Source organism: Arsukibacterium sp. (assembly GCF_033721375.1).
Taxonomy (GTDB): Bacteria; Pseudomonadota; Gammaproteobacteria; order Enterobacterales; family Alteromonadaceae; genus Alishewanella.
In genome coordinates this window covers 12214-34592 of sequence record NZ_JAWWAP010000002.1, presented here as the reverse complement: position 1 = coordinate 34592, position 22379 = coordinate 12214, and the positions used below count along the sequence as shown (strand labels likewise).

The 22379-nt window shown below is 49.6% G+C and carries 24 protein-coding genes; 18 read left to right on the top strand and 6 right to left on the bottom strand.

Annotation, left to right across the window (positions count from 1 at the left end):
- Positions 1–32 precede the first annotated feature (32 nt).
- The 10 genes from fabV (at position 33) to R3187_RS03225 (ending at position 9685) form a co-directional block, all read left to right on the top strand.
- The gene (gene fabV, locus R3187_RS03270) at positions 33–1226 is read left to right on the top strand and encodes an enoyl-ACP reductase FabV (RefSeq protein WP_318965278.1); all 1194 of its coding nucleotides are present in this window, start codon (positions 33–35) and stop codon (positions 1224–1226) included.
- Between the two features lie 331 nt (positions 1227–1557).
- Positions 1558–2895 (top strand): Na(+)-translocating NADH-quinone reductase subunit A, encoded by a 1338-nt coding sequence (locus R3187_RS03265; RefSeq protein WP_318965277.1) that lies wholly within the window; start codon positions 1558–1560, stop codon positions 2893–2895.
- Positions 2896–2897: 2 nt separating this feature from the next.
- On the top strand, positions 2898–4103 hold the full coding sequence (locus R3187_RS03260) for an NADH:ubiquinone reductase (Na(+)-transporting) subunit B (protein WP_318965276.1): 1206 nt from the start codon (positions 2898–2900) through the stop codon (positions 4101–4103).
- Positions 4096–4899, top strand: a complete 804-nt coding sequence (locus R3187_RS03255) for a Na(+)-translocating NADH-quinone reductase subunit C (protein ID WP_318965275.1) — start codon at positions 4096–4098, stop codon at positions 4897–4899. The genes R3187_RS03260 and R3187_RS03255 overlap by 8 nt, the downstream gene beginning before the upstream one ends.
- The gene (locus R3187_RS03250; RefSeq protein ID WP_318965274.1) at positions 4892–5521 is read left to right on the top strand and encodes an NADH:ubiquinone reductase (Na(+)-transporting) subunit D; all 630 of its coding nucleotides are present in this window, start codon (positions 4892–4894) and stop codon (positions 5519–5521) included. The genes R3187_RS03255 and R3187_RS03250 overlap by 8 nt, the downstream gene beginning before the upstream one ends.
- 9 nt (positions 5522–5530) lie before the next feature.
- Positions 5531–6139 (top strand): NADH:ubiquinone reductase (Na(+)-transporting) subunit E, encoded by a 609-nt coding sequence (nqrE, locus tag R3187_RS03245; RefSeq protein ID WP_318965273.1) that lies wholly within the window; start codon positions 5531–5533, stop codon positions 6137–6139.
- 20 nt (positions 6140–6159) lie between these two features.
- Positions 6160–7386: an NADH:ubiquinone reductase (Na(+)-transporting) subunit F gene (gene nqrF, locus R3187_RS03240; protein ID WP_318965272.1), complete on the top strand. Its 1227-nt coding sequence runs from the start codon at positions 6160–6162 to the stop codon at positions 7384–7386.
- 84 nt (positions 7387–7470) lie between these two features.
- Entirely contained in the window at positions 7471–8502 is a 1032-nt protein-coding gene (locus R3187_RS03235) for an FAD:protein FMN transferase (RefSeq protein WP_318965271.1), read from the top strand.
- A 3-nt stretch (positions 8503–8505) separates the two neighbouring features.
- Positions 8506–8718, top strand: coding sequence for a (Na+)-NQR maturation NqrM (gene nqrM, locus R3187_RS03230; RefSeq protein WP_318965270.1), 213 nt, complete (start codon positions 8506–8508; stop codon positions 8716–8718).
- A gap of 103 nt (positions 8719–8821) precedes the next feature.
- Positions 8822–9685, top strand: a complete 864-nt coding sequence (locus tag R3187_RS03225; protein WP_318965269.1) for an MBL fold metallo-hydrolase — start codon at positions 8822–8824, stop codon at positions 9683–9685.
- Positions 9686–9762: 77 nt separating this feature from the next.
- Here R3187_RS03225 and dbpA read toward each other — a convergent pair whose 3' ends face one another.
- The 5 genes from dbpA to ygfZ form a co-directional block, all read right to left on the bottom strand.
- On the bottom strand, positions 9763–11142 hold the full coding sequence (dbpA, locus tag R3187_RS03220) for an ATP-dependent RNA helicase DbpA (RefSeq protein WP_318965268.1): 1380 nt from the start codon (positions 11140–11142) through the stop codon (positions 9763–9765).
- Between the two features lie 89 nt (positions 11143–11231).
- Complete coding sequence (locus R3187_RS03215) at positions 11232–11555, bottom strand: polymer-forming cytoskeletal protein (protein WP_318965267.1); 324 nt, start codon at positions 11553–11555, stop codon at positions 11232–11234.
- An 8-nt stretch (positions 11556–11563) separates the two neighbouring features.
- Complete coding sequence (locus R3187_RS03210) at positions 11564–12514, bottom strand: M23 family metallopeptidase (protein ID WP_318965266.1); 951 nt, start codon at positions 12512–12514, stop codon at positions 11564–11566.
- A 153-nt stretch (positions 12515–12667) separates the two neighbouring features.
- Positions 12668–13153 (bottom strand): peptidylprolyl isomerase, encoded by a 486-nt coding sequence (locus R3187_RS03205; protein ID WP_318965265.1) that lies wholly within the window; start codon positions 13151–13153, stop codon positions 12668–12670.
- Positions 13154–13163: 10 nt separating this feature from the next.
- The gene (gene ygfZ / locus R3187_RS03200) at positions 13164–14135 is read right to left on the bottom strand and encodes a tRNA-modifying protein YgfZ (RefSeq protein ID WP_318965264.1); all 972 of its coding nucleotides are present in this window, start codon (positions 14133–14135) and stop codon (positions 13164–13166) included.
- Positions 14136–14272: 137 nt separating this feature from the next.
- On the opposite strand from ygfZ, the gene R3187_RS03195 reads away from it, so the two are divergent.
- Both R3187_RS03195 and R3187_RS03190 read left to right on the top strand, forming a co-directional pair.
- The gene (locus tag R3187_RS03195; RefSeq protein WP_318965263.1) at positions 14273–14524 is read left to right on the top strand and encodes a succinate dehydrogenase assembly factor 2; all 252 of its coding nucleotides are present in this window, start codon (positions 14273–14275) and stop codon (positions 14522–14524) included.
- A gap of 10 nt (positions 14525–14534) precedes the next feature.
- Positions 14535–14945 (top strand): protein YgfX, encoded by a 411-nt coding sequence (locus R3187_RS03190; protein WP_318965262.1) that lies wholly within the window; start codon positions 14535–14537, stop codon positions 14943–14945.
- 25 nt (positions 14946–14970) lie between these two features.
- On the opposite strand, the gene nadB is transcribed toward R3187_RS03190, so the two are convergent.
- Positions 14971–16575: an L-aspartate oxidase gene (gene nadB, locus R3187_RS03185; RefSeq protein ID WP_318965261.1), complete on the bottom strand. Its 1605-nt coding sequence runs from the start codon at positions 16573–16575 to the stop codon at positions 14971–14973.
- Between the two features lie 216 nt (positions 16576–16791).
- Here nadB and rpoE point away from each other — a divergent pair, with 216 nt between their 5' ends.
- From rpoE to lepB, 6 genes are all read left to right on the top strand, one after another.
- Complete coding sequence (rpoE, locus tag R3187_RS03180) at positions 16792–17367, top strand: RNA polymerase sigma factor RpoE (RefSeq protein ID WP_318965260.1); 576 nt, start codon at positions 16792–16794, stop codon at positions 17365–17367.
- 35 nt (positions 17368–17402) lie between these two features.
- Positions 17403–18005: a sigma-E factor negative regulatory protein gene (locus R3187_RS03175; protein ID WP_318965259.1), complete on the top strand. Its 603-nt coding sequence runs from the start codon at positions 17403–17405 to the stop codon at positions 18003–18005.
- Between the two features lies 1 nt (position 18006).
- Positions 18007–18936, top strand: coding sequence for a MucB/RseB C-terminal domain-containing protein (locus R3187_RS03170; protein WP_318965258.1), 930 nt, complete (start codon positions 18007–18009; stop codon positions 18934–18936).
- Positions 18937–18966: 30 nt separating this feature from the next.
- On the top strand, positions 18967–19419 hold the full coding sequence (locus R3187_RS03165; protein ID WP_318965257.1) for a SoxR reducing system RseC family protein: 453 nt from the start codon (positions 18967–18969) through the stop codon (positions 19417–19419).
- A 204-nt stretch (positions 19420–19623) separates the two neighbouring features.
- Positions 19624–21423: a translation elongation factor 4 gene (gene lepA, locus R3187_RS03160; protein WP_318965256.1), complete on the top strand. Its 1800-nt coding sequence runs from the start codon at positions 19624–19626 to the stop codon at positions 21421–21423.
- Between the two features lie 25 nt (positions 21424–21448).
- Positions 21449–22372, top strand: coding sequence for a signal peptidase I (gene lepB / locus R3187_RS03155; protein ID WP_318965255.1), 924 nt, complete (start codon positions 21449–21451; stop codon positions 22370–22372).
- Positions 22373–22379: the final 7 nt, after the last annotated feature.

Below are 22379 nucleotides of genomic sequence, written 5' to 3'. Positions count from 1 at the left end.
AATTTTTTAGCGAGCTAACAGCAGGACTTCTTATGGTTATTCAACCGAAAATTCGTGGTTTTATTTGTACTAATGCTCATCCGGTGGGCTGTGCTGAGAATGTAAGACAGCAAATCAGCTATGTAAAACAGCTGGGCCCTGTCGCAGATGGGCCGAAAAATGTGTTGGTTATCGGCGCCTCTACTGGTTATGGCCTGGCCTCAAGAATTACTGCGGCCTTTGGCTCAGGTGCCAACACCTTAGGCATCTTTTTTGAAAAAGCACCCACTGAAAACAAAACAGGTTCGGCTGGCTGGTATAATACCGCTGCCTTTGAACAGGCTGCGAAAGCGGAGGGCTTGTGGAATAAGCACCTCAATGGCGACGCATTTACCGATGAATTAAAAGCCGAAGCAATAAATCTGATCCGCAGTGAAATGGGTAAGATTGATTTAGTGGTCTACAGCCTGGCCGCGCCAAGGCGCAAAGATCCGGTCAGCGGCGAAGTATACAGTTCTGTGTTAAAACCGATTGGTCAGGCCTATACCGCGAAAAACCTTAATACTACTAAGCGGGAAATCGAGGAAGTCTCTGTTGAACCGGCGAATGACGACGAAATTTTCAACACGGTTAAAGTCATGGGCGGCGAAGACTGGGAGCGTTGGTTAGACCAGCTACATGCCGCCGGTGTTCTGGCTGAGAATTGCCAGACGGTGGCGTACACATATATTGGCAAAAAACTAACCTGGCCAATATACGGCAAAGCAACGATTGGTCGGGCGAAAGAAGATTTAGATCGGGCAGCTGGTGCTATTCGCAACAAACTGAGTGATGTTAAAGCAAAGGCCTACGTCGCCTCGTTAAAAGCACTGGTAACCCAGGCCAGTTCTGCTATTCCGATTATGCCGTTGTATATCTCGCTGTTGTACCGGGTGATGAAACAGCAGGGCAGTCACGAAGGCTGTATCGAACAAATTAATGGGTTGTTTCGGCAGGGCTTATACAGCGATACACCGATAATGGATGATGCCGGCAGACTGCGGATGGATGGTAAGGAACTGGCCGATGAGGTACAGAATAAGGTGGCATCGTTATGGGATCAGGTCACCACTGAAACCATTGACAGTCTGACTGATTACCAGGGCTATCATACTGAGTTTCTGCACTTATTTGGTTTTGGCTTTGCCGGTGTCGATTACGATGCCGATGTCACACCTTTGGTGCCGTTGGCTAACCTGGCCAATTAGTCGTATTGACAAGCCGCCTGCTGGCGGCTTTTATTTTGCTATCGATTGATGCAACAGTGCGATAATCCTTGTTCGGTAATGGTTGCGGCCAGACAACGAACATGTTGTTAGCGGTATTTTACCGGGCCTGGCCGGTAATGATTTTGCTGATAATTTTATGCTGCACCATGGATAGCCGCTGGCTTTAATGTTAGAATTCGCGACTTTAATACGTGTATCTGGTTAAAAATTAATCGCCATGCTGGCCGCATTAGTATAATCAGGTGTGCTGCGCTCGCTGCAGCTGAAAAACTAGACCCGGTTTCTTCCCAAAATAGTAGTGCAAGTACGTATGATAAAACTCAAAAAAGGCTTGGACATTCCCCTCGCAGGCAGTCCTAAACAAGAGATAAGTACGGGTAACGCCATTACTACCGTCGCCGTTTTGGGCGAAGAGTATGTGGGCATGCGTCCGACAATGTCAGTCGAAGTAGGTGATACCGTAAAAAAAGGTCAGGTGCTTTTCGAAGATAAGAAAAACCCTGGCGTGAAATTTACTGCACCACTTGCCGGTACTGTTAAAGAGATTAACCGTGGTGCCAAGCGGGTATTGCAATCAGTCGTTATTGCCGTCAACGGTAATGATGCAGAGCAATTCAAGCGTTACAGCAGCGATCAGCTAGCCGGTTTAAGCCGGGAGCAAGTCACTGAAAACCTGGTTGATTCAGGCTTATGGGCAGCGTTACGTACCCGGCCTTTCAGTCAGGTGCCGGCAATTGACAGCACGCCACGCGCCATTTTTGTCAATGCAATGGATACCAACCCATTGGCTGCCGATCCGACCGTTATTATTAATGCTGAGGCCGAAGCCTTTACCCAGGGTCTGACGCTGTTAAGTAAGCTGACCGACGGTAAAGTGTTTCTGACTAAAAAAGCCGGCACGCAGCTGCCAGCCAGCTCTGCGGTTGAAGTCGCTGAGTTCGACGGCCCGCATCCAGCAGGGTTAGTCGGTACCCACATTCACTTTTTAGAACCGGTAAGCATGAAAAAAGTGGTATGGCATATCGGTTATCAGGACGTTATTGCCATGGCAAAGCTGTTTTTAACCGGTGAACTGGATGCAAACCGGGTAGTGGCATTGTGCGGTCCTGTAGTGAAATCACCACGTTTGGTAAAAACAGTGCTTGGTGCGTCATTAGCAGAACTTACTGCTGATGAACTTAATGACGGTAAAAACCGTATTATCTCCGGCTCAGTGCTGGCCGGTAGCAGCGCCCATGGTGTGCATGGCTACTTAGGCCGTTATCACAATCAGGTGTCGGTGCTGGCTGAAGGCTATGAGAAAGAGTTCTTAGGCTGGATTACCCCTGGCGCCACTAAATTTTCGGTAACGCGCGCTTATCTGGGGCATCTGAGCCCGAAACGCCTGTTCAATATGACAACGACCACCAATGGTTCATCGCGGGCCATGGTGCCAATCGGTAATTATGAGCGGGTAATGCCGCTGGATGTATTACCGACTCTGTTGTTAAGAGACTTAATCTCCGGTGATACCGACAGCGCCCAAACCCTGGGTTGCCTGGAGTTAGACGAAGAAGATTTGTCATTGTGTACTTTTGTATGCCCTGGCAAATACGACTACGGTACGATTCTGCGCAGCTGCTTGACGACCATCCAGAAGGAAGGCTAATCATGAGTTTAAAGCATTTTTTAGAGCGCATTGAACCGCAATTTGAGAAGGGCGGTAAATACGAAAAATGGTACGCATTGTATGAAGCTGCGGCGACTATTTTCTATACACCCGGCCTTGTAACCAAAAACGGTACCCATGTCCGTGATAGTATCGACTTAAAACGAATCATGATTTTCGTTTGGCTGGCACTGTTTCCGGCGTTATTTTTTGGTATGTACAATATTGGTCATCAGGCTGTTGAAGCACTGGTTGCCGGTTATGGCACGCCAGACACCTGGCAGGTGGCTATTTTCCAGATGCTCGGTGGCAATCTGACCGAAGCCTCCGGTTGGGCTGGCAAGATGTTTTATGGTGCAGTCTGGTTTCTGCCGATTTATGCCGTAACATTTGTGGTGGGTGGTTTCTGGGAAGTTTTATTTGCTTCAGTGCGTAAGCATGAAGTGAATGAAGGTTTCTTTGTCAGTTCTATTCTGTTTGCATTAATTCTACCGGCTACTATTCCGTTGTGGCAGGTTGCGTTAGGTATCACTTTTGGTGTGGTCGTCGCCAAAGAAGTGTTTGGCGGCACCGGTCGTAATTTCCTTAACCCGGCTCTGGCTGGTCGCGCTTTCCTGTTTTTTGCCTACCCGGCTCAGATATCAGGTGATGCAGTCTGGACCGTGGCTGATGGTTATTCGGGTGCTACCTGGTTAAGTAAAGCGCAAATGGGTGAGCTGGATTATGCTGCCAATACCGAATTATGGTGGGATGCGTTCCTTGGCTTTATTCCGGGTTCAGTAGGTGAAACGTCAGTGCTGGCCTTGTTAGTAGGTGGCTTAGCGCTGATTTATTTCCGGATTGCATCCTGGCGCATCGTGCTGGGTGTCATGATCGGTATGATCTTAACCAGCTACCTGTTTAATGCTATTGGTTCAAACACTAATCCGCTGTTTGCCATGCCATGGCACTGGCATCTGGTGCTGGGTGGTTTTGCTATTGGTATGTTCTTTATGGCAACCGATCCGGTGTCAGCATCCTTTACCAATCAGGGCAAGTGGGCTTACGGTATTTTAATTGGCTTTATGGTGATCATGATCCGCGTTGCTAATCCGGCCTATCCGGAAGGCATGATGCTGGCTATTCTGTTTGCCAACCTGTTCGCTCCCTTGTTCGATTTCTTTGTAGCTCAGGCAAATATTAAGCGGAGGCTGGCACGTAATGTCTAGTAATAATGACTCCATCAGCAAAACGCTGATCGTAGTAATTTCGTTATGTTTAGTTTGCGCTATTGTGGTGTCTACTGCCGCTGTGCAACTACGTCCTAAGCAGAACCAGAATAAATTACTGGATTCTCAGGTAAACATTTTACGCAGCGTTGGCCTGATTGAGGGCAAAGCCACGCCACAGGAAATTGCTGACAAGTTTGAAAAGCACATTGAATCGCGTTTAGTAAATCTGGAAACGGGTGAAATAGTTGCCGATTGTGACAAAGCCTGTGCCGAGACCTATGATTATCGTGGCGCAATGAAAGACCCGGAGTTAAGCACTGCGCTGGAAGGCCCTGCTGACATCGCGTCAATCCGCCGCATTGCTGAACTGGCCCCGGTTTACCTGACCTATGATGACAGCCGCAATCTGATTGCGGTCGTGTTGCCGGTTCATGGCTATGGTTTGTGGTCGACCATGCACGCGTTTCTGGCGCTGGAGCCTGATGCAAATACCATTATTGGCTTAAACTACTATGAACAGGGCGAGACACCAGGATTGGGTGCAGAAATTGAAAGCACCCGTTTCAAGGCGCAGTTCAAAGGTAAGAAGATAACGGATGACGCAGGCGGTGTAGCGCTGGAAGTGAAAAAGCCAGGCAACGCTGACCCTGATTCTGACTATGAGGTTGATGGTCTGTCAGGTGCTACCTTAACTGCCAATGGTGTGCAAAATACCTTTACCTTCTGGCTTGGTGAGACGGGTTTCGGACCGTTCTTACAAAAAGTGCGTCAAGGAGCTTTAAACAATGGCTAATGTAAAAGAAATTAAAACGGTTCTGTTTGGGCCGGTTTTCGCCAATAACCCTATCGCATTGCAGGTGCTGGGCATTTGTTCAGCGTTGGCGGTTACCACGAAAATGGATAAAGCGCTGGTAATGTGTATTGCACTTACTTTCGTAACGGCGTTTTCAAATTTATTTATTTCGACAATCCGCAACCATATCCCCTCCAGTGTGCGGATAATTGTCCAGATGACAATTATCGCCTCGTTGGTAATAGTGGTTGATCAGTTCCTGAAAGCTTTTGCATATGATGTCGCAAAAGAGTTATCAGTATTTGTTGGCCTGATCATTACTAACTGTATTGTAATGGGCCGGGCAGAAGCCTACGCCATGAAAAGCTCACCGGGTATGAGCTTTTTAGATGGTATTGGTAATGGTCTTGGCTACAGTGTGGTATTGCTGATAGTGGCTTTTATCCGTGAATTAGGCGGTTCAGGCTCATTGTTTGGTGTACAAGTGCTGCCACTGATTGCTGAAGGCGGCTGGTATCAGCCGATGGGCTTCCTGCTGATTGCACCCAGTGCTTTTATTATTATCGGATTATTTATCTGGGTGTTGCGGACTTACCGTCCGGAACAGGTAGAGAAGGCATAGGAGCGACAAATGGAACATTATATAAGCTTGTTTATCCGTGCCGTCTTTATTGAAAACCTGGCGCTGTCTTTCTTCCTGGGTATGTGTACTTTTATTGCCGTATCGCAGAAGATCAAAACAGCCTTTGGTCTGGGCGTAGCCGTAATAGTGGTACTGGGCATTTCAGTGCCGGTTAATAACCTGGTATTTCACTTGTTGCTGGCGCCGGGTGCATTGGCCTGGGCGGGTTTTCCGGAGGCTGATTTAAGCTTTCTGGGCTTTTTAACCTACATTGGGGTTATTGCCGCGCTGGTACAAATTCTGGAAATGACCCTGGATAAGTTTTTCCCTGCACTGTATAACGCTCTGGGGATATTCCTGCCATTAATTACCGTGAACTGCGCAATTTTTGGTGCGGTAGCCTTTATGGTAGAGCGTGATTATAACTTCGGCGAGAGTGTGGTATTTGGTTTGGGTAGCGGCGTTGGCTGGGCCCTTGCCATTACTCTGCTGGCTGGCGTGCGTGAAAAATTAAAATATGCCGATATACCAGCTGGCTTACGCGGCTTAGGGTCTACCTTTCTGGTAGTAGGTTTAATGGGGCTAGGCTTTATGTCTTTCTCTGGCGTTTCACTGTAAGGCAGTAGAGGGAATATATAATGCAAGAGATATATCTTGGCGTTGGCATGTTTACCATAGTGGTTTTAATGCTGGTGTTTATTATCCTGGCGGCAAAATCCAAACTGGTGGCAAGCGGCGACATTACGATTAGTATTAATCACGATCCTGACAAAGCCATTAAAACCAAAGCAGGCGGTAAACTACTGGGTGCCCTGGCAGACAATGGTATTTTCCTGTCGTCAGCTTGCGGCGGCGGTGGCTCTTGTGGTCAGTGCCGGGTACATGTCAAATCAGGTGGCGGCGAAATACTGCCCACTGAAATGGGCCATATTACCAAAGGTGAAGCCCGCGAAGGCTGTCGTTTATCCTGTCAGGTTGCCGTTAAATCTGATATGGAAATTGAAGTTGAAGAAGAAATCTTCGGTATCAAAAAATGGGATTGCGAAGTTATCTCTAATGATAGCAAGGCAACCTTTATTAAAGAGCTGAAAATGGCGATTCCGGATGGTGAGTCAGTACCGTTCCGGGCCGGTGGTTATATTCAGATCGAAGCGCCGCCGCACCATGTTAAGTACAAAGACTTTGATATTCCAGAAAAATTCCGTGGTGACTGGGAGCGCTTCAACTTCTTCAGCTTAGAGTCGAAAGTTGATGAAGAAACCATTCGCGCTTATTCAATGGCTAACTATCCGGATGAAGAAGGCATTATTATGCTGAACGTGCGGATTGCCACGCCACCGCCAAATAATCTGAGCCTGCCTTGCGGCAAGATGTCATCGTACATCTGGAGCCTGAAAGAAGGCGATAAAGTGACTATTTCAGGACCCTTTGGTGAATTCTTTGCCAAAGACACTGATGCTGAAATGGTATTTATCGGTGGTGGTGCTGGTATGGCCCCGATGCGTTCGCACCTTTTCGACCAGCTACGCCGCTTAAAATCGAAGCGTAAAATCAGCTTCTGGTATGGTGCCCGCTCTAAGCGTGAAATGTTCTATGTGGAAGATTTCGATATGCTGGCGGCTGAAAATGATAATTTCGAGTGGCATGTTGCGCTGTCCGACCCACAGCCGGAAGACAACTGGGATGGTTACACCGGGTTTATTCATAACGTTATTTATGAAAACTACCTGAAAAACCACAAAGCACCGGAAGACTGTGAGTTTTACATGTGTGGACCGCCGATGATGAACAAAGCGGTAATTAACATGCTGAAAGATTTAGGCGTGGAAGACGACAATATACTGCTGGATGATTTTGGCGGTTAACTGGCGGCAGCCGTAGTTTAAGCAAAAGGGGTAACGTTCTGCGTTGCCCCTTTTATGTTATTAGCAATGTTAGCAGGACGAATAATGAAACGCTTTTCCGATTTGCCGGGTATCTGGCTGGTTATCATAGGCTTATGGCTCAGTGGTTGCTCACCAGCAGCTAAGCTGCCGCAGGAGCAGGAACTGCACGGTCGCACTATGGGGACGACTTACAGCGTAAAATTTTTCAGCCAGCAACCAGTCGATAGCCAGGCGTTGCAGCAGCAGTTTGAGCAGGAGCTGGAGCTGATAAACGATTTAATGTCGACTTACCGGCCAGAGTCTGAACTGATGCAGTTTAACCGGCAACAAACCACAGAACCTTTCACTGTTAGTGAACAAACAGCCAAAGTTATTGCCGAAGCCATAAGAATTGGTAAGCAAAGTAATGGGGTGCTGGATATTACCGTCGGCCCCTTGGTAGAGCTGTGGGGTTTTGGCGCCAGTGGCCGTATTACCGAGCGCCCGGCGGCTGAGCAGCTGCATGAAATCAGCGACTACGTTGGCATCGATAAAATCAGCTTAACCGGTAACCAGCTGCAAAAAACTGAGCCACGACTGGCACTGGATTTATCAACCATTGCCAAGGGTTACGGCGTTGACCGGTTAGCGGAGATCCTGGAGGGCGCAGGTATTACAGATTATATGGTAGATATCGGTGGTGAAATGCGGGTAAAAGGCCGTAAGCCTGATCGTGCCTGGCGGGTGGCTATTGAAAAACCGGTGGCTGGCGACAGGGCAGTGCAACGGATTATTACGCCAGGTGATATGGCGATTGCCACCTCGGGTGACTACCGTAACTACTTCGAGCAGGATGGTGTTCGTTACTCCCATCTTATCGACCCGCGGACCGCTGAACCGATACAGCATCGGACAGTGTCCAGTACTGTTATCCACCCGAGTAGTATGACGGCCGATGGCTATGCCACAGCCCTGCATATTATGAATGCAGAAGAGGCGCTGCTGTTTGCCAATCAGCATCAGCTGGCGGCCCTGTTAATTGTTAAAACTGATGACGGCTTCACAGAGCTGGTCAGTGATGCGTTTCAACCTTTTTTAGCTGACGAAGTGAGGTAAGCAATGGCGGTCTTTATTTTTACCTTTGGTTTATTTCTGGTGGTGGTATTAGCAATGGCAATCGGCTTTATAGTCCAGCGTAAAACCATTGCCGGTAGTTGCGGTGGATTAGGTGAGCTGAATATAGACAAAGCCTGCGATTGTGATAAGCCCTGTGAAAAACGTCAAAAGCGGCTGGATAAAGAAAAGTTCTGGCAGCAGAATAAAATCATCTGAATTGTGGATCTGAGCGTATAGGTTAAGCTATTACACAGAGCAGGCTATGGCGACCGCTGATAGCCTGTAGTTTGTTTAACGTTTCATGCTAAGGATAACTACAATGTTAAGGTTACAACCTCTCACGCTGCTCCTGTTGCTGTTTTTAAGTCTACCTGTACTTGCTAACCGTTTTGCCAACGTCGAGATAAACGCCACACCGCTGGCTGATAACCTGTATATGCTGACTGGCTCAGGTGGCAATATGGCGGCGCTGGTCAGTGACAACGAAGTGATTTTAGTTGATGCTCAGTATGCAGAACTGGCAGATAAAATTAACGCTAAGCTTGCTGAACTTAGCGCAGGTAAAGCGCTTGGTACCCTGATCAATACCCATATGCATGGTGACCATGTAAATGGCAACAGTGCTTTAATGCCGAAGCGGATTATCGCCCATGCCAACGTATTAAAACGCTTAACTGCCGATAAAGCATTTCCACGAAACGGTTTACCCACTGAAACGTTTACAAGCCAACTTCGTTTAAACCTCAATGGCCAGAAGCTCCGGTTGGAATACCTGCCGCCAAGCCACACTGACGGCGATATTATTGTCTGGTTTGAAGATAAAAATGTAGTGCATATGGGCGATATGCTGTTCGAGGGCCGTTTCCCGTTTATTGATTTAAATAACGGCGGCTCGGTTCGCGGCTACATTGCTAATGTGGCTTACGTTATCGCCAATATTGATGATGAAACCAGGGTGATCCCGGGGCACGGTGAATTAACTGACAAAGCCGGCTTACAGCGTTTTTATCAAATGATGGTGAAAACCCTGGCACAAGTAGAGCTTATGCAGGCGAAAGGTTTGAGTAACGAGCAAATTGTGGAAACCGGACTGGGTGAAGAGTGGCAACAGTGGCACTGGAATTTTATTACCGAGCAGCGCTGGATTAATACCTTGTTGCAGGCTGAGCCGCTAACCAGGTAGCACTAAAGACAGTTTGTTCACCCGGTTACTGCCAGCACTGGTGTTAGCACTCAGCGCTGGCGGCAGGGCCTGTCGTGCTACAGGCGCCAGACCCGGTATTTTTTGCCTTTCATCTTGCCATCATTTAACAGCGCCAGGGCCTGCTTAGCCACCTTGCGGCTGACCGCCACAAAAGCAACGGTATCCAGCATCTGAATTTTGCCAATATCAGCGAAAGCAATCTGCTGGCTGGCAGTTAAAGCGCCAACAATATCGCCAGGACGCAGTTTATGCTTTTTGCCGCCGTCAATTTGCAGGGTCTGCATCGCCGGCTCTGGCAGTTTCTGGCTAAGTACGGCGTTATCAGGTAACGCCCGGGCGGTTATTTCAAGCTCCAGCTGGCTGGCCAGGGCGCTGAGTTTCTGACCATCATCCGGAGTGAGCAGTGAACAGGCCAGCCCGCTGTTACCAGCGCGGCCGGTGCGGCCAATGCGATGGGTGTGGGTGGCAACGTCATGGGCCAGCTGATAATTGATGACTAAATCCAGTTTGTCGATGTCCAGACCGCGGGCGGCAACATCGGTTGCGACTAATACGCTAACGCTGTTGTTACTGAATTTAAGCAGCGCATGTTCGCGCTCGCGCTGCTCTAAATCGCCATGCAGGGCGCTCACACTGACACCCGCATGCTGCAGGGTGTCTGCCAGCTGCTGGGTTTCCCGTTTAGTATTGCAAAATACCACGGAACTGCCGGCCTGAAACTGGTGTAACAGTAATTTTACCGCATCGGCACGGTTTACCCCGTCCAGTTGATAAAAATGCTGTTCAATGCTTGTCTGGCTATGGCTGCTCTGGACAGTTATGGTAACCGGCGTCTGCATAATGCTGTCAGCAATCTGCCGCACAGCTTTATCAAAGGTGGCACTGAATAGCAGGGTTTGGCGTGCCGCCGGTACGTCTGCCAGAATGGCGTTCAGGTCATCTGCAAAGCCCATTTCCAGCATCCGGTCGGCTTCATCCAGCACCAGAGTGGTTAAATTTGTCAGATCAAGCCGTTGCTGTTGCAGGTGGTCAAGGATCCTGCCAGGCGTACCGACCACAATATGAGCACCATGCTCCAGCGAGACGATCTGACTGCGGCTTGGCACGCCACCACAGAGGGTCAGCACTTTAATATTGTGAATATTACGGGCCAGCTTGCGAATTTCAGCGGCTACCTGCTCTGCCAGTTCACGGGTCGGGCACAATACCAGGCTTTGAACCCGATACCACTTTACATCCAGCTTTGCCAGGAGACCCAGCGCAAAAGCTGCCGTTTTACCCGAGCCGGTTTTCGCCTGAGCGATAACATCCTTACCGTTTAAGATGTCAGGCAGGCTCTGAGCCTGTACCGCTGTCATCTGATGGTATTCAAGGCTGGTTAAACAGTCCAGTAAAGCTGCTGGCAGTGCCAGTTGGCTGAAAGAGTGGTCAGACACAATAAGATCCTGTAACTAAAAACAGGACGCCGCCTGCAAAGGGGCGGCATTATAGCAGAAGTAAACTCAGGGTGTTGTCGTTTTTTTGCTCAGGCTTTATTCTCAATCCGGTTGTCAGTATCACTGTCGTCCGGCTCAGCTTTGGTAAGACTAATCACCTGATCCTGAGAGGTGCGTTGCGTTTCACCAATAAAGCTGCCACCGCGTTCAATACACAAATCATCGCTGTGAATAATACCCATCGCCTTACCCTGAGGTAAGATCTCTACTGTGTTGGCAAATAATTCGCCGTCAAATAAGCCATTAATGATCACTTTATCTGCAGTGACCTGCGCTTTCACCCGGCCAGCAGCGCTGATGATCAGTGTCTTCTCACTGGTTATTACGCCTTCAACATAGCCATCGACCTGCATATCGCAGCTTAGTCGGAGACTTCCGATAATTGAGCATCCCGCAGCGATGACAGTTGTAGTTGTGTGCTTGCTTTGGTTTGCAGCATCGTTACTAAAGAATCCCATTTAATACTCCGTTCTTTCTCGAACACCAGGTCAAAATTGTTGGCATCCCAATCCATAAAATTCTGTGGATTGAGTGACCGGTCTAAGAAGTGTATTTCATAATGCAAATGCGGTGCCGTTGAATTACCGGTATTGCCTGACGTTGCAATCAACTGACCTTTGTGGACAAACAGACCGTTGCCAACCTTAAATTCATCCAGGTGTGCGTACAGGGTTGAAAAACCAAAGGCATGGCGAATTTTAAGTAAGTTACCGTAACCATTTTTACTGGGCCGGACGACCTCAACCACGCCATCTGCCGGCGCATAAATAGGGGTACCGCGGTTAGCGGACAAATCTATCCCGTTATGGTGCTGCTGTTTACCCATAATCGGATGAGTACGGACACCAAAACGGGACGAGCGGCGGCGGAATTCCAGTGGTGAGCCATTAGGAACCAGCTGCAGCATTGCCATTTTTGCGCTGGAGTTAACGGTCGCGGTATCCAACCTCGCTTCTAAATCCTGCGGAAATTGTTGCTCCAGGCCTAGCGTTAGCTCAATTTCACCGAGCCGGTTACTGACCTGTAGCATTTCATCCTGCTTAATGGCCAGTTCCTGTTGTAACTGCTCACGGGTCTGGCTCAGTTCAGTGATTTCAGAAACGAGTTGTTCGGCTTGTGCAGCCAGCACCAATTGCTGGTTTTTGGTGTCATCAACGGTTTTCAGCAAATAATCAATGACAGCTGCGGTAATAATTACCGTGAACAGGATCAGCCATAAGCTGATCACGGCATTGCGTTTAAACAGTTTGCTGACGCTAAAGTGGCGGGTACCATTGATGCTCGATACCGAGATAATAATTCTATCTTTCATCTGATATAACAGCTTTTACAATGGTTAAATACAAGACAAGAGGCCAAAATAGGGCTCTTTGTCGCTGCTGTCAAGGTTTTCGTCGCAGCCAGAAATGACAAAACCGCAACAAAATGCTGCGGTTTTAAAAGTTATTGCAATACTGTCAATACATTAATGACTTTCGTCACCGTCAATACCATGAACATGGCCGTGAGCTAATTCTTCCTCAGTGGCATCGCGTACTTTCAGCACTTCGACATCGAAACTCAGTTCGATACCTGACAACGGATGGTTGCCATCGACGACCACTTCTTCATCAGAAACATCGAGAATGATAACTGACTGCTCGCGACCATCTGGTCCGGCTGCGCGAAACCGCATGCCCGGAGCAACATCCATGCCTTCAAACATGTTTTTAGGGACAGACTGCACCAACTGATCATGGCGTTCGCCGTAGGCGTCTGCTGGCGCAATAGTCGCGGTAAACGTATCACCAGCCGCTTTGCCGGCTAGCGCCTGTTCCAGGCCGGGAATTAATGCGCCATGGCCAAACAAAAATACCAAAGGCTCGCCATCAACAGATGAATCCAGTTTGTTACCTTCCGGATCAGTAACGGTGTAATGCATGGCGACGACTTTGTCTTGTGAAATGGTCATGAAAACCTCTTTAACTTAAAGGATAGGGTAACGGCAGTAACTGCAGTGCCGGTGCACTGTCGGACTTTAACCGCAACGAGTCTGCCGGTGTTATATCATTAGGCAGCACCGCAATTAACCAGAGTTGGTTATTGATATTTACTGCGTTAATAACCTGGCCCACCCGGCGCCAGTTTTCGTTAAACTGTTGTTCAATATCGCACCCTGCAGCTGGCGCTTCATCCGTTTCTGCCTGCAGGATCCAGGACGCGCGTTTATTCCGACCCAGATATTTCATCCGGGCCACCGTCTCTTGCCCAAGATAACAGCCTTTGGTAAAGCTGATGGCTTCCACCGCCTGTAAGTTAAGCATTTGTGGCACCAATTCGCCAATCAGCGGTTGTTCCAGATAACAGAGGCCATGCAGAATATGCTGTTTTAACCAGAGCGTCGGTGCGGCCAATGGATAATCGCTGTCCAGCAGGGCTATCGCATCAGCTTTGGGCAGGATCAGCATAAAATGCTCATCAGCCAGCTGTAACAGTGCCCCGCCATTATGGCGGCTAAGCCTACCATTGCTGCCTGGCAATTTAAAGCCAAGCCGGCTGACCAGTTCGCCAGCACCGCGGCCACCGATGCCGAGCGTAGCGAAATTATTATCCGCTGTATTAAAGCTGACTTTAGAAAATACGCCAAATTTTCGCCACTGGGTAACAGACGCAGTCAACTCATCGCGAAAGGCGACGATCAGCAACTCGTCACCGTGTTCAAGCATGTGAAACACTGACCAGGTTTTGCCCTTAGCATCACAGTGGGCGCCGCGCAAAAACGTATCGTCACTGAGCTGGTCAATGTCACAGGTAGTCTGGCTTTGTAAATACTTGCGGTTATCAGCGCCACTGACACTGACAATATCGAAGGCTGGCAGCGGGGCAATAAAGGCGCCCTGAACCTGATTAGATAATTTGCCGTAACTGTTTGCGGTTAACCAGGATGTATGCATTGTTTATATCACCAGAAGTATCACCAAAGCTAAGATAGTTGTAACATTGGGGCTGCAGTGAAAAGCTCAACCCCAGAGCGGCAGAATTGTTGAAATGCCGTTATCTTTATTTATGTCGCTGGCAGTAAGGAATTTGAATGACCGAGTTAATGATTAAACCCCGTCTGCGCTGGGCGTGCCGCCGCGGCATGCTGGAGCTGGATGTGTTACTGGCGCCTTTTGTCGAAGAAGGTTACGACGCCTTGTCGCTAACGCAAAAAAAGGATTTTGAGCGCTTGCTGGCATGTGATGATCCGGATTTATTTGCCTGGTTTATGGGCCATGCCAAATCAGCAGACCCTCAGTTGCAGGCGCTGATAGCCGTTATTCTTGACCGTGTCCGGGTGTAACGTTGCTATTGTGACGTCAACCTGGCGTCGGTATGGCCTGCTGTTGCTGGCACTAATGCTATTTATATTGATAGTTGCTCAGCCATTGCAACCGCTGACTCTCTGGCTGGCTACGCCATTCATCCTGGCTTTATATTGGTATGGAGTAAGGCTGTACAGGCAAGGTGCGGTGGCCCGGGGGCTGAGCTTACAGGCCGACGGCCGGTTGCGCTGGTGGCAAAGCGAACAGCCTGCCGGTCAGCTTATTGCTGGTTGTCTGGTCAGCGAATTCGCGTTGCTGCTGCGCTGGCGAAGCGACAACAATAAAAGGCATTTACAATGGCTGCTGGCCGATCAACTGTCGGTTGCTGATTACCGGGCATTAGCCCGTCAGCTTAATCAGTTTAACTGGCAGCGCACAGGCGTTCAGCCTGATAGTTAGCGGCTACCGGGCAGCAGCCGGCGGCCTAAAAGGGGGGTGTTAATAGCGTGGGCGTGCTGCTGCTGAGCAAGTCCGGGTAGTCCAGATTATAATGCAATCCGCGGCTTTCTTTGCGTGCCATGGCGCAGCGGATAATCAGCTCGGCAACCTGCGCCAGATTGCGAAGTTCCAGTAAATTATGGCTTAACCGGAAGTGGCTGTAGTAATCATGAATTTCTGATTGTAACAGTTCAACCCGGTGCAGCGCCCGCTCCAGCCGTTTGTTAGTGCGGACAATACCAACATAATCCCACATAAATAACCGCAGCTCATGCCAATTATGGGTAATGACAATTTCTTCGTCTGAGTCGCTGACCCGGCTTTCATCCCACGCTGCAATCTCCGGATAACCGGCGCTGGCAGACAGCTGACTGATAATATGTTTTGCCGCAGCCTGTGCAAACACTACGCATTCCAGCAAAGAATTGCTGGCCATCCGGTTGGCGCCATGCAAGCCGGTATAGGCCACCTCGCCAATCGCATACAGATTTTCCAGATCAGTCTGACCATTAAGGTTGGTCAGTACGCCGCCGCAGGTGTAATGCGCGGCCGGTACTACCGGGATAGGCTGACGGCTGATATCGATGCCGACACTTAAACACTTGGCATATATCGTCGGGAAATGCTCAATAATAAAATCTTTCGGTTGATGGCTGATATCCAGATACAGGCAGTTGGCACCGAGGCGTTTCATTTCGTAGTCAATGGCCCGGGCCACGATATCCCGCGGCGCCAGCTCAGCGCGCTCGTCAAATTCAGGCATAAAGCGGCTGCCGTCCGGCCGGCATAAATACGCACCTTCGCCGCGCATCGCTTCAGAAATCAGAAAGTTTGGTGCGTCCGGGTGATACAGGCTGGTCGGGTGAAACTGATTAAATTCCATATTCGCTACCCGGCAGCCGGCCCGCCAGGCCATGGCAATGCCATCGCCACTGGCAACATCCGGATTGCTGGTATACAAATAGACTTTGCTGGCGCCGCCGGTGGCCAGTGCCACAAAATGCGCTTTTATGGTTTCAACTTTGCCGCGGGTTTTATTTAACACGTAAGCGCCGTAGCAACGTTTGTTGTCTAAGCCCAGTTTGCTGCCGTTAATTAAATCAATGGCGTTGTAGTTTTCCAGCAACTGAATATTCGGGTGCTGTTTTACCTTATCGACCAGAGTTATCTGCACGGCCTGACCGGTGGCATCGGCTGCGTGCAGGATCCGACGATGACTATGACCGCCTTCCCGGGTAAGATGGTATTTCAGACTGCCATCGGCGTCATGATACTGATCAAAAGGTACACCCTGGCCAATAAGCCATTGCATCGCCTCTTTGGCATGTTCAGCGGTAAATTGCACGGCGGTCTTATCACATAAACCTGCACCGGCTATTAAGGTATCGTTAACATGGGACGCGATACTGTCATTTTCATCAAATACGGCGGCAATGCCGCCCTGCGCATACAGGGTGGACCCTTCGCGCAGCGGACCTTTACTAAGCACCAGTACTTTCGCATGATCAGCTAACTGTAACGCCAGAGATAAGCCAGCAGCGCCGCTGCCGATAATTAAAACGTCACAATGATATTCATTTTGTCGTGTCATGCGATACACTTATCCCAATTGAACCTTAATGTTAGGGTAACCTAGGGGTTACCGCTGCAATTACCCGACAGCCGGGCTGTTGGATCAGCTTATTGTAGCGGTTTTGTCATAATAAACAGAACTATTTATTGTGGTCATGGTCAGAGCCTCAACGCCAGACAAGGGCCATATAAACTCGACAACCTATATAAGTATTACAGGGGACAGGCTCACAGAATGAGCGAGCAAGAATTAGATTGGCAAATTGTCCAGCGAGTCCAGCAAGGTGATAAAGCTGCTTTTAATCTGTTGGTAAAAAAATATCAGCACAGGATTGCGAACTTAATCTCCCGTTATGTCTCTAATCACGGAGACGTGGCAGACGTTGCTCAGGAAGCGTTTATTAAAGCGTACCGGGCCATGCCCGGCTTCCGGGGAGAAAGTGCATTTTACACCTGGCTGTACCGGATTGCCGTGAACAGTGCAAAAAATTATCTGGTAGCGAGCGGCCGCAAACCGCCAGCCACCGATGTTGATGCTGAAGATGCAGAATATTTTGAGGGCAGCGATGCTTTAAAAGAACAGGATTCGCCAGAGCGGTTGTTATTGTCGGAAGAAATTCGTGCTGTGGTATTTAACACTATAGATAAATTACCAGATGAACTTCGCACCGCAATTACGCTCAGAGAGCTTGAAGGGTTAAGTTACGAAGAAATAGCAGAAGTGATGGCGTGTCCAATCGGCACAGTCCGCAGCAGGATTTTCCGGGCACGTGAAGCGATAGATCTTCAGCTAAAACCATTGATAGGCTAAATCGGATAATGAACAGCAAGCAGACAGGAAAAATTATGTCGTCAGAAAAACAGGAATGGCTCTCAGCGGCCAGTGACAACAGACAAATCAGTGACTCTGAGCTTGATCTTTTGTTGCAGCAACCTGAGTTACAGCAGAAGCTGGAACGGTATCAATTAGCTGCGGCTGTTTTCCGGCGTGAGAACACGGTGCCGCTACCGGCAGATTTCAGTGCAGATATTGCTGCATTGCTGCAGGATGAGCCAACCTACCAGCTGACACAAAGCCGCAGTTTAGTGCAGAAAGTCAGCGCGGGTATCCGCTATGCGGCCAATGGCAGCTGGCTGAAACCTGTAGCGCAGGGTGCGGTAGCAGCGTCCGTAGCATTGTTTGCTGTACTGGGTGTACAACAATACCAGCAGCCGGCTGGCCAGGATTTAATGCTGCCAAGTCCGGTGCTGCAAACAAACCCGATAGGTGGCTTTGCCACGCCGGTCAGTTTAAGTTCCAGCACCGCTGACAGCCGTTTTGCCGAGCAGGAACAACAAGCTATGCAGGAGCAGCAGCGCAGACTGCAGGCTTTATTGCAGGCACACCGGCAGCAGGTTCGGGTAATGGAGCAGCAACAGGCTAAAACTGAGCAAGACAACGAGCAGTAATATGAACAAAGTAGTAAGTCTGTGTTGCACCCTGATGTTGTTGTGCAGCAGCTTGCTGCAGGCCAATGAGGCCGGCTGGGCCTTGTTTGACCGGGTGCAGTTAAGTGTAAAGCAGTACAATTTCGACAGCTCATTCGTCGTTTTCAAAGGTGGCCAGGTGGAAACCTTTCGCTGGCAACATGGCCGCCAGGGCGATAAAGAAATAGAGCATCTGGTGCCGCTTGATGCCGAAGGCGTTGATATTTTGCGCCGTGACGGCGTCGTCTATTATTTTTTAACCGACCGTCCTGCCCTGGTAACCACCAGTGACAGCATCAAAGAACTTCCTGCTATCCTGTTTCGTGACAAAGAGCAAATTCGGAATCTTTATACGGCCGTGCTGGGCAGTAGCTCGGTCATGTCGGGACATAAAGCACAGCTGCTGCGGCTGAGTGCCAATGATCCGGCGCGCCACAGCTACTGGCTGTGGGTGGAAGCTGAATCAGGATTTCCGCTACGGATTGACGTGATGTCTGAGCAACAGGCACCGCTCGAGCGCTGGTTAGTGACCCATATGCAAATCAGTCCTGAACTGCCTGAAAATCTGCAGCGCCTGCTGGAGACGGAATTACCTGAACCGGCTGCCCGCTCCCCCGGTGCTATGTTACCGGCGAATAAGTTGCAGCTCACCTGGTTGCCTGAGGGGTATCAGCTGGTTACGGAGCCACATATCGTGCCGCAATTGCAGCAAAGCCTGTTAAACTACTGGCTGCTGACAGATGGCCTGCATCAGGTTTCGGTGTTTGTGCAGCCCAGTCAGCGGATGCCAACCCAGGCTTATCGTGATGGTGCAACCACCATCTATATGTTAAGCGCACCGCAGCATGACATTACGGTTATTGGCCCGGTCAGTATTGATATCGCCGAACGGCTGGCTGCAGCAGTGCGCTAGCAGCTAAAATAAGTTGCAGGTAACAGCAAGATGATTGAGCAGATAGCGACAGTGGTTGCAGTAGAACCAGACGGAGTCTGGCTGGCAACTACGCCGGTAACAACATGCAATGCCTGTCATGCCAGTGATGACTGTGGTACCGGCATCGTCGCCAAAACCATGACACCCCGCCAGAATCGCTTCTTTGTCAGTACTGAACTGTCGCTGTTGCCCGGCGAGCAGGTAACGGTTGCCATGGCCGGCCAGCAACTGGTCAATGCCGCCTTACTGGTGTATCTGCTGCCACTGTTATTGATGATGGCGAGTGCCTTACTGGTTCATCTGAACTGGCAACCTGCAGAAGGCTGGGTGATGCTGGCCGCTGCGGTGGGCGCCGGCAGTGGTTTGTTACTCGCCCGCTACTATGGCGCTGGCATAACGGCTCAGCAGCCCCTGAGCATTCTGGCCGTGTTGCCAGAGATTAAAGTACAACACCTTAGCTGAGGCATTGTCGAACAACCGCATTGGCTAAGAACACCATTGTCTAAGAACACCATTGTCTAAGAACACATAGCAAGCTGCCCGCGGATAGAGTACAATTCCCGCTAATTTTTTTACAGCACCGGTCTCACAATAGCCGCACCGTTAACCGGTGCGTCTGAGCTTATTGTCAGTACCCTCAGTATATTTCGGACATTTGCGGATAACATGGCAAAACTTAATAACATCAGAAATTTCTCCGTCATCGCCCATATTGACCATGGTAAATCTACCTTGTCTGACCGGCTTATTCAGTATTGCGGCGGCCTGGCTGATCGGGAAATGCAGCAGCAGGTACTGGATTCAATGGATCTGGAGCGTGAGCGCGGCATTACCATTAAAGCACAAAGCGTGACGCTCAATTACACCGCGGATGATGGTAATACTTACCAGCTGAATTTTATCGATACCCCTGGCCACGTTGACTTTACCTATGAAGTCAGCCGTTCACTGGCCGCCTGTGAGGGCGCCTTGCTGGTAGTTGATGCGGGTCAGGGCGTTGAAGCGCAGACCGTGGCGAACTGTTATACCGCGCTGGATATGAACCTGGAGGTGATTCCGGTTCTGAACAAAATCGATTTACCGCAGGCTGAGCCGGAGCGGGTAGCCGAGGAAATTGAAGATATTATCGGTATCGAAGCGCTCGGCGCGGTGCAATGCTCTGCTAAAACCGGCTTTGGTATTAAAGATGTGCTTGAAACCATCGTTAAAAAAATACCGCCACCGGAAGGTGAAGCCGACTTGCCCACTCAGGCCCTGATTATCGACTCCTGGTTTGACGCTTACCAGGGCGTGGTGTCACTGGTCCGGGTAAAGCATGGTGCTATTAAAACCAAAGACAAAATTAAAGTGATGTCGACCGGCCAGGTATACGAAGTGGATAAAGTGGGGATTTTCAGCCCTAAAGCCACCCATACCGGCGAGCTGAAAACCGGTGAAGTGGGTTTTGTGATTGCCGGCATTAAAGAAATTAAAGGTGCACCGGTGGGTGATACCCTGACCCTGGCCAAAAACAGTGCTGAAAAACCGTTGCCCGGCTTTAAGCGGATTAAACCACAGGTTTATGCCGGGGTATTCCCGGTATCCAGTGATGACTATGAAGATTTCCGCGATGCGCTGGCTAAGCTTAGCCTGAATGACTCTTCATTGTTTTATGAACCGGAAAATTCCGGCGCGCTGGGTTTTGGTTTCCGGATTGGTTTCCTTGGCATGTTACACATGGAAATTATTCAGGAACGGCTGGAGCGGGAATACGATTTAGATTTGATCACCACTGCGCCGACTGTGGTTTACGAAGTGATCAAAAAAGACGGCGAAAAGGTGATGGTCGACAATCCCAGCGATTTGCCGGCGGTTAACGACATAGCTGAAATTCGTGAGCCAATAGTCGAAGCACATATTCTGGTACCACAGGAATACCTCGGTAACGTGATTACCCTGTGTATTGAGAAGCGCGGTACCCAGACCAATATGCTGTACCATGGCCGGCAGGTGGCAGTAACTTACGAGCTGCCAATGGCTGAAGTGGTAATGGACTTTTTCGACCGGTTAAAATCAACCAGCCGCGGTTACGCCTCGCTGGATTATGCGTTTAAACGGTTTCAGACCTCAAACATGCAACGGGTTGATATTCTGATTAACGGCGAGCGGGTTGATGCGCTGGCCATTATCAGTCATATCGATTTTGCCCAGGGCCGGGGCCGGCAGCTGGCCGAAAAGCTGAAAGAGCTGATCCCACGCCAGATGTTCGATATCGCCATTCAGGCGGCAATTGGTAACCATGTTATTGCCCGGACCACCATTAAGCAAATGCGCAAGAACGTATTGGCGAAATGTTACGGTGGTGACGTCAGCCGCAAGAAAAAACTGCTGCAAAAGCAGAAAGAAGGTAAAAAGCGGATGAAGCAGGTAGGTAATGTTGAAGTTCCGCAGGAGGCCTTCCTGGCCATTCTGAAAGTTGGCAAGTAAATACAGGTAAGCATAAGGGAAACGCATGGCCGGTTATTTTGCAATATTTTTAGTGATACTGACATTAGCCAGTGGCCTTATCTGGCTGCTGGACGCACTGCTGCTGGCACCTAAACGCCGTGAACGCCTGGTGCTGGCACAAAGTGGTGCCGGCAATCAGCTTACCGCTGAAACCAGTGATACCTTATTGAAAGAACCGGCGGTAGTGGAAACGGCAAAGTCGATATTCCCGGTGATTGCCGCTATTACCTTATTTCGCTCGTTTTTATTCGAACCGTTCCAGATCCCGTCGGGTTCAATGATGCCAACCTTACTGGTGGGTGACTTTATTCTGGTGGAAAAATTTTCTTACGATGTCAAAGACCCGGTCTGGCGCAAAACCCTGTATCACAACAAACTGCCAGAGCGCGGTGATGTTGCGGTCTTTAAGTATCCTGAACAGCCTACCGTTGATTTTATCAAGCGGATTATAGGCCTGCCGGGCGACCGGATTATTTACCGGGATAAACAGCTTTATATCGAAAAAGCCTGCAGTGCAGGGCAGACGACCGGCTGCGGTACCCTGGAGCGGATTACCCTGACTCATGTGCCGGATAACCAGTTTTTTCAGGGGCCTTACCAACAGCGTCGTTATCATGAAGCGCTGGGCGAGCAGGGCCATAATATCCTGGTGACGCCGGGCGCCCAGGAGCGGGTGCGGGAGTATCATCAGCAGCCGGGTACCGCTATAGATGAGTTTGTGGTACCTGCCGGGCATTATTTTGCTATTGGTGACAACCGGGATAACAGCCGCGACAGCCGGTTCTGGGGCTTTGTTCCGGCCGACAACCTGGTAGGTAAGGCGGTATTTATCTGGATGAGTTTTGAATTCAGCGACGACCCGGACAGCTGGTTGCCGGGTTGGGTGCCGGTAGGTGTGCGCTTTGAACGTCTTGGCAAGATTGAGTAAGGTACCT

Excerpts from the sequence above, each read along its gene's own strand:
- fabV (WP_318965278.1), top strand. The coding sequence starts at position 33 with ATGGTTATTCAACCGAAAATTCGTGGTTTTATTTGTACTAATGCTCAT.
- R3187_RS03265 (WP_318965277.1), top strand. The coding sequence starts at position 1,558 with ATGATAAAACTCAAAAAAGGCTTGGACATTCCCCTCGCAGGCAGTCCT.
- R3187_RS03260 (WP_318965276.1), top strand. The coding sequence starts at position 2,898 with ATGAGTTTAAAGCATTTTTTAGAGCGCATTGAACCGCAATTTGAGAAG.
- R3187_RS03255 (WP_318965275.1), top strand. The coding sequence starts at position 4,096 with ATGTCTAGTAATAATGACTCCATCAGCAAAACGCTGATCGTAGTAATT.
- R3187_RS03250 (WP_318965274.1), top strand. The coding sequence starts at position 4,892 with ATGGCTAATGTAAAAGAAATTAAAACGGTTCTGTTTGGGCCGGTTTTC.
- nqrE (WP_318965273.1), top strand. The coding sequence starts at position 5,531 with ATGGAACATTATATAAGCTTGTTTATCCGTGCCGTCTTTATTGAAAAC.
- nqrF (WP_318965272.1), top strand. The coding sequence starts at position 6,160 with ATGCAAGAGATATATCTTGGCGTTGGCATGTTTACCATAGTGGTTTTA.
- R3187_RS03235 (WP_318965271.1), top strand. The coding sequence starts at position 7,471 with ATGAAACGCTTTTCCGATTTGCCGGGTATCTGGCTGGTTATCATAGGC.
- nqrM (WP_318965270.1), top strand. The coding sequence starts at position 8,506 with ATGGCGGTCTTTATTTTTACCTTTGGTTTATTTCTGGTGGTGGTATTA.
- R3187_RS03225 (WP_318965269.1), top strand. The coding sequence starts at position 8,822 with ATGTTAAGGTTACAACCTCTCACGCTGCTCCTGTTGCTGTTTTTAAGT.
- R3187_RS03215 (WP_318965267.1), bottom strand. The coding sequence starts at position 11,555 with ATGCAGGTCGATGGCTATGTTGAAGGCGTAATAACCAGTGAGAAGACA.
- R3187_RS03210 (WP_318965266.1), bottom strand. The coding sequence starts at position 12,514 with ATGAAAGATAGAATTATTATCTCGGTATCGAGCATCAATGGTACCCGC.
- R3187_RS03205 (WP_318965265.1), bottom strand. The coding sequence starts at position 13,153 with ATGACCATTTCACAAGACAAAGTCGTCGCCATGCATTACACCGTTACT.
- ygfZ (WP_318965264.1), bottom strand. The coding sequence starts at position 14,135 with ATGCATACATCCTGGTTAACCGCAAACAGTTACGGCAAATTATCTAAT.
- R3187_RS03195 (WP_318965263.1), top strand. The coding sequence starts at position 14,273 with ATGACCGAGTTAATGATTAAACCCCGTCTGCGCTGGGCGTGCCGCCGC.
- nadB (WP_318965261.1), bottom strand. The coding sequence starts at position 16,575 with ATGACACGACAAAATGAATATCATTGTGACGTTTTAATTATCGGCAGC.
- rpoE (WP_318965260.1), top strand. The coding sequence starts at position 16,792 with ATGAGCGAGCAAGAATTAGATTGGCAAATTGTCCAGCGAGTCCAGCAA.
- R3187_RS03175 (WP_318965259.1), top strand. The coding sequence starts at position 17,403 with ATGTCGTCAGAAAAACAGGAATGGCTCTCAGCGGCCAGTGACAACAGA.
- R3187_RS03170 (WP_318965258.1), top strand. The coding sequence starts at position 18,007 with ATGAACAAAGTAGTAAGTCTGTGTTGCACCCTGATGTTGTTGTGCAGC.
- R3187_RS03165 (WP_318965257.1), top strand. The coding sequence starts at position 18,967 with ATGATTGAGCAGATAGCGACAGTGGTTGCAGTAGAACCAGACGGAGTC.
- lepA (WP_318965256.1), top strand. The coding sequence starts at position 19,624 with ATGGCAAAACTTAATAACATCAGAAATTTCTCCGTCATCGCCCATATT.
- lepB (WP_318965255.1), top strand. The coding sequence starts at position 21,449 with ATGGCCGGTTATTTTGCAATATTTTTAGTGATACTGACATTAGCCAGT.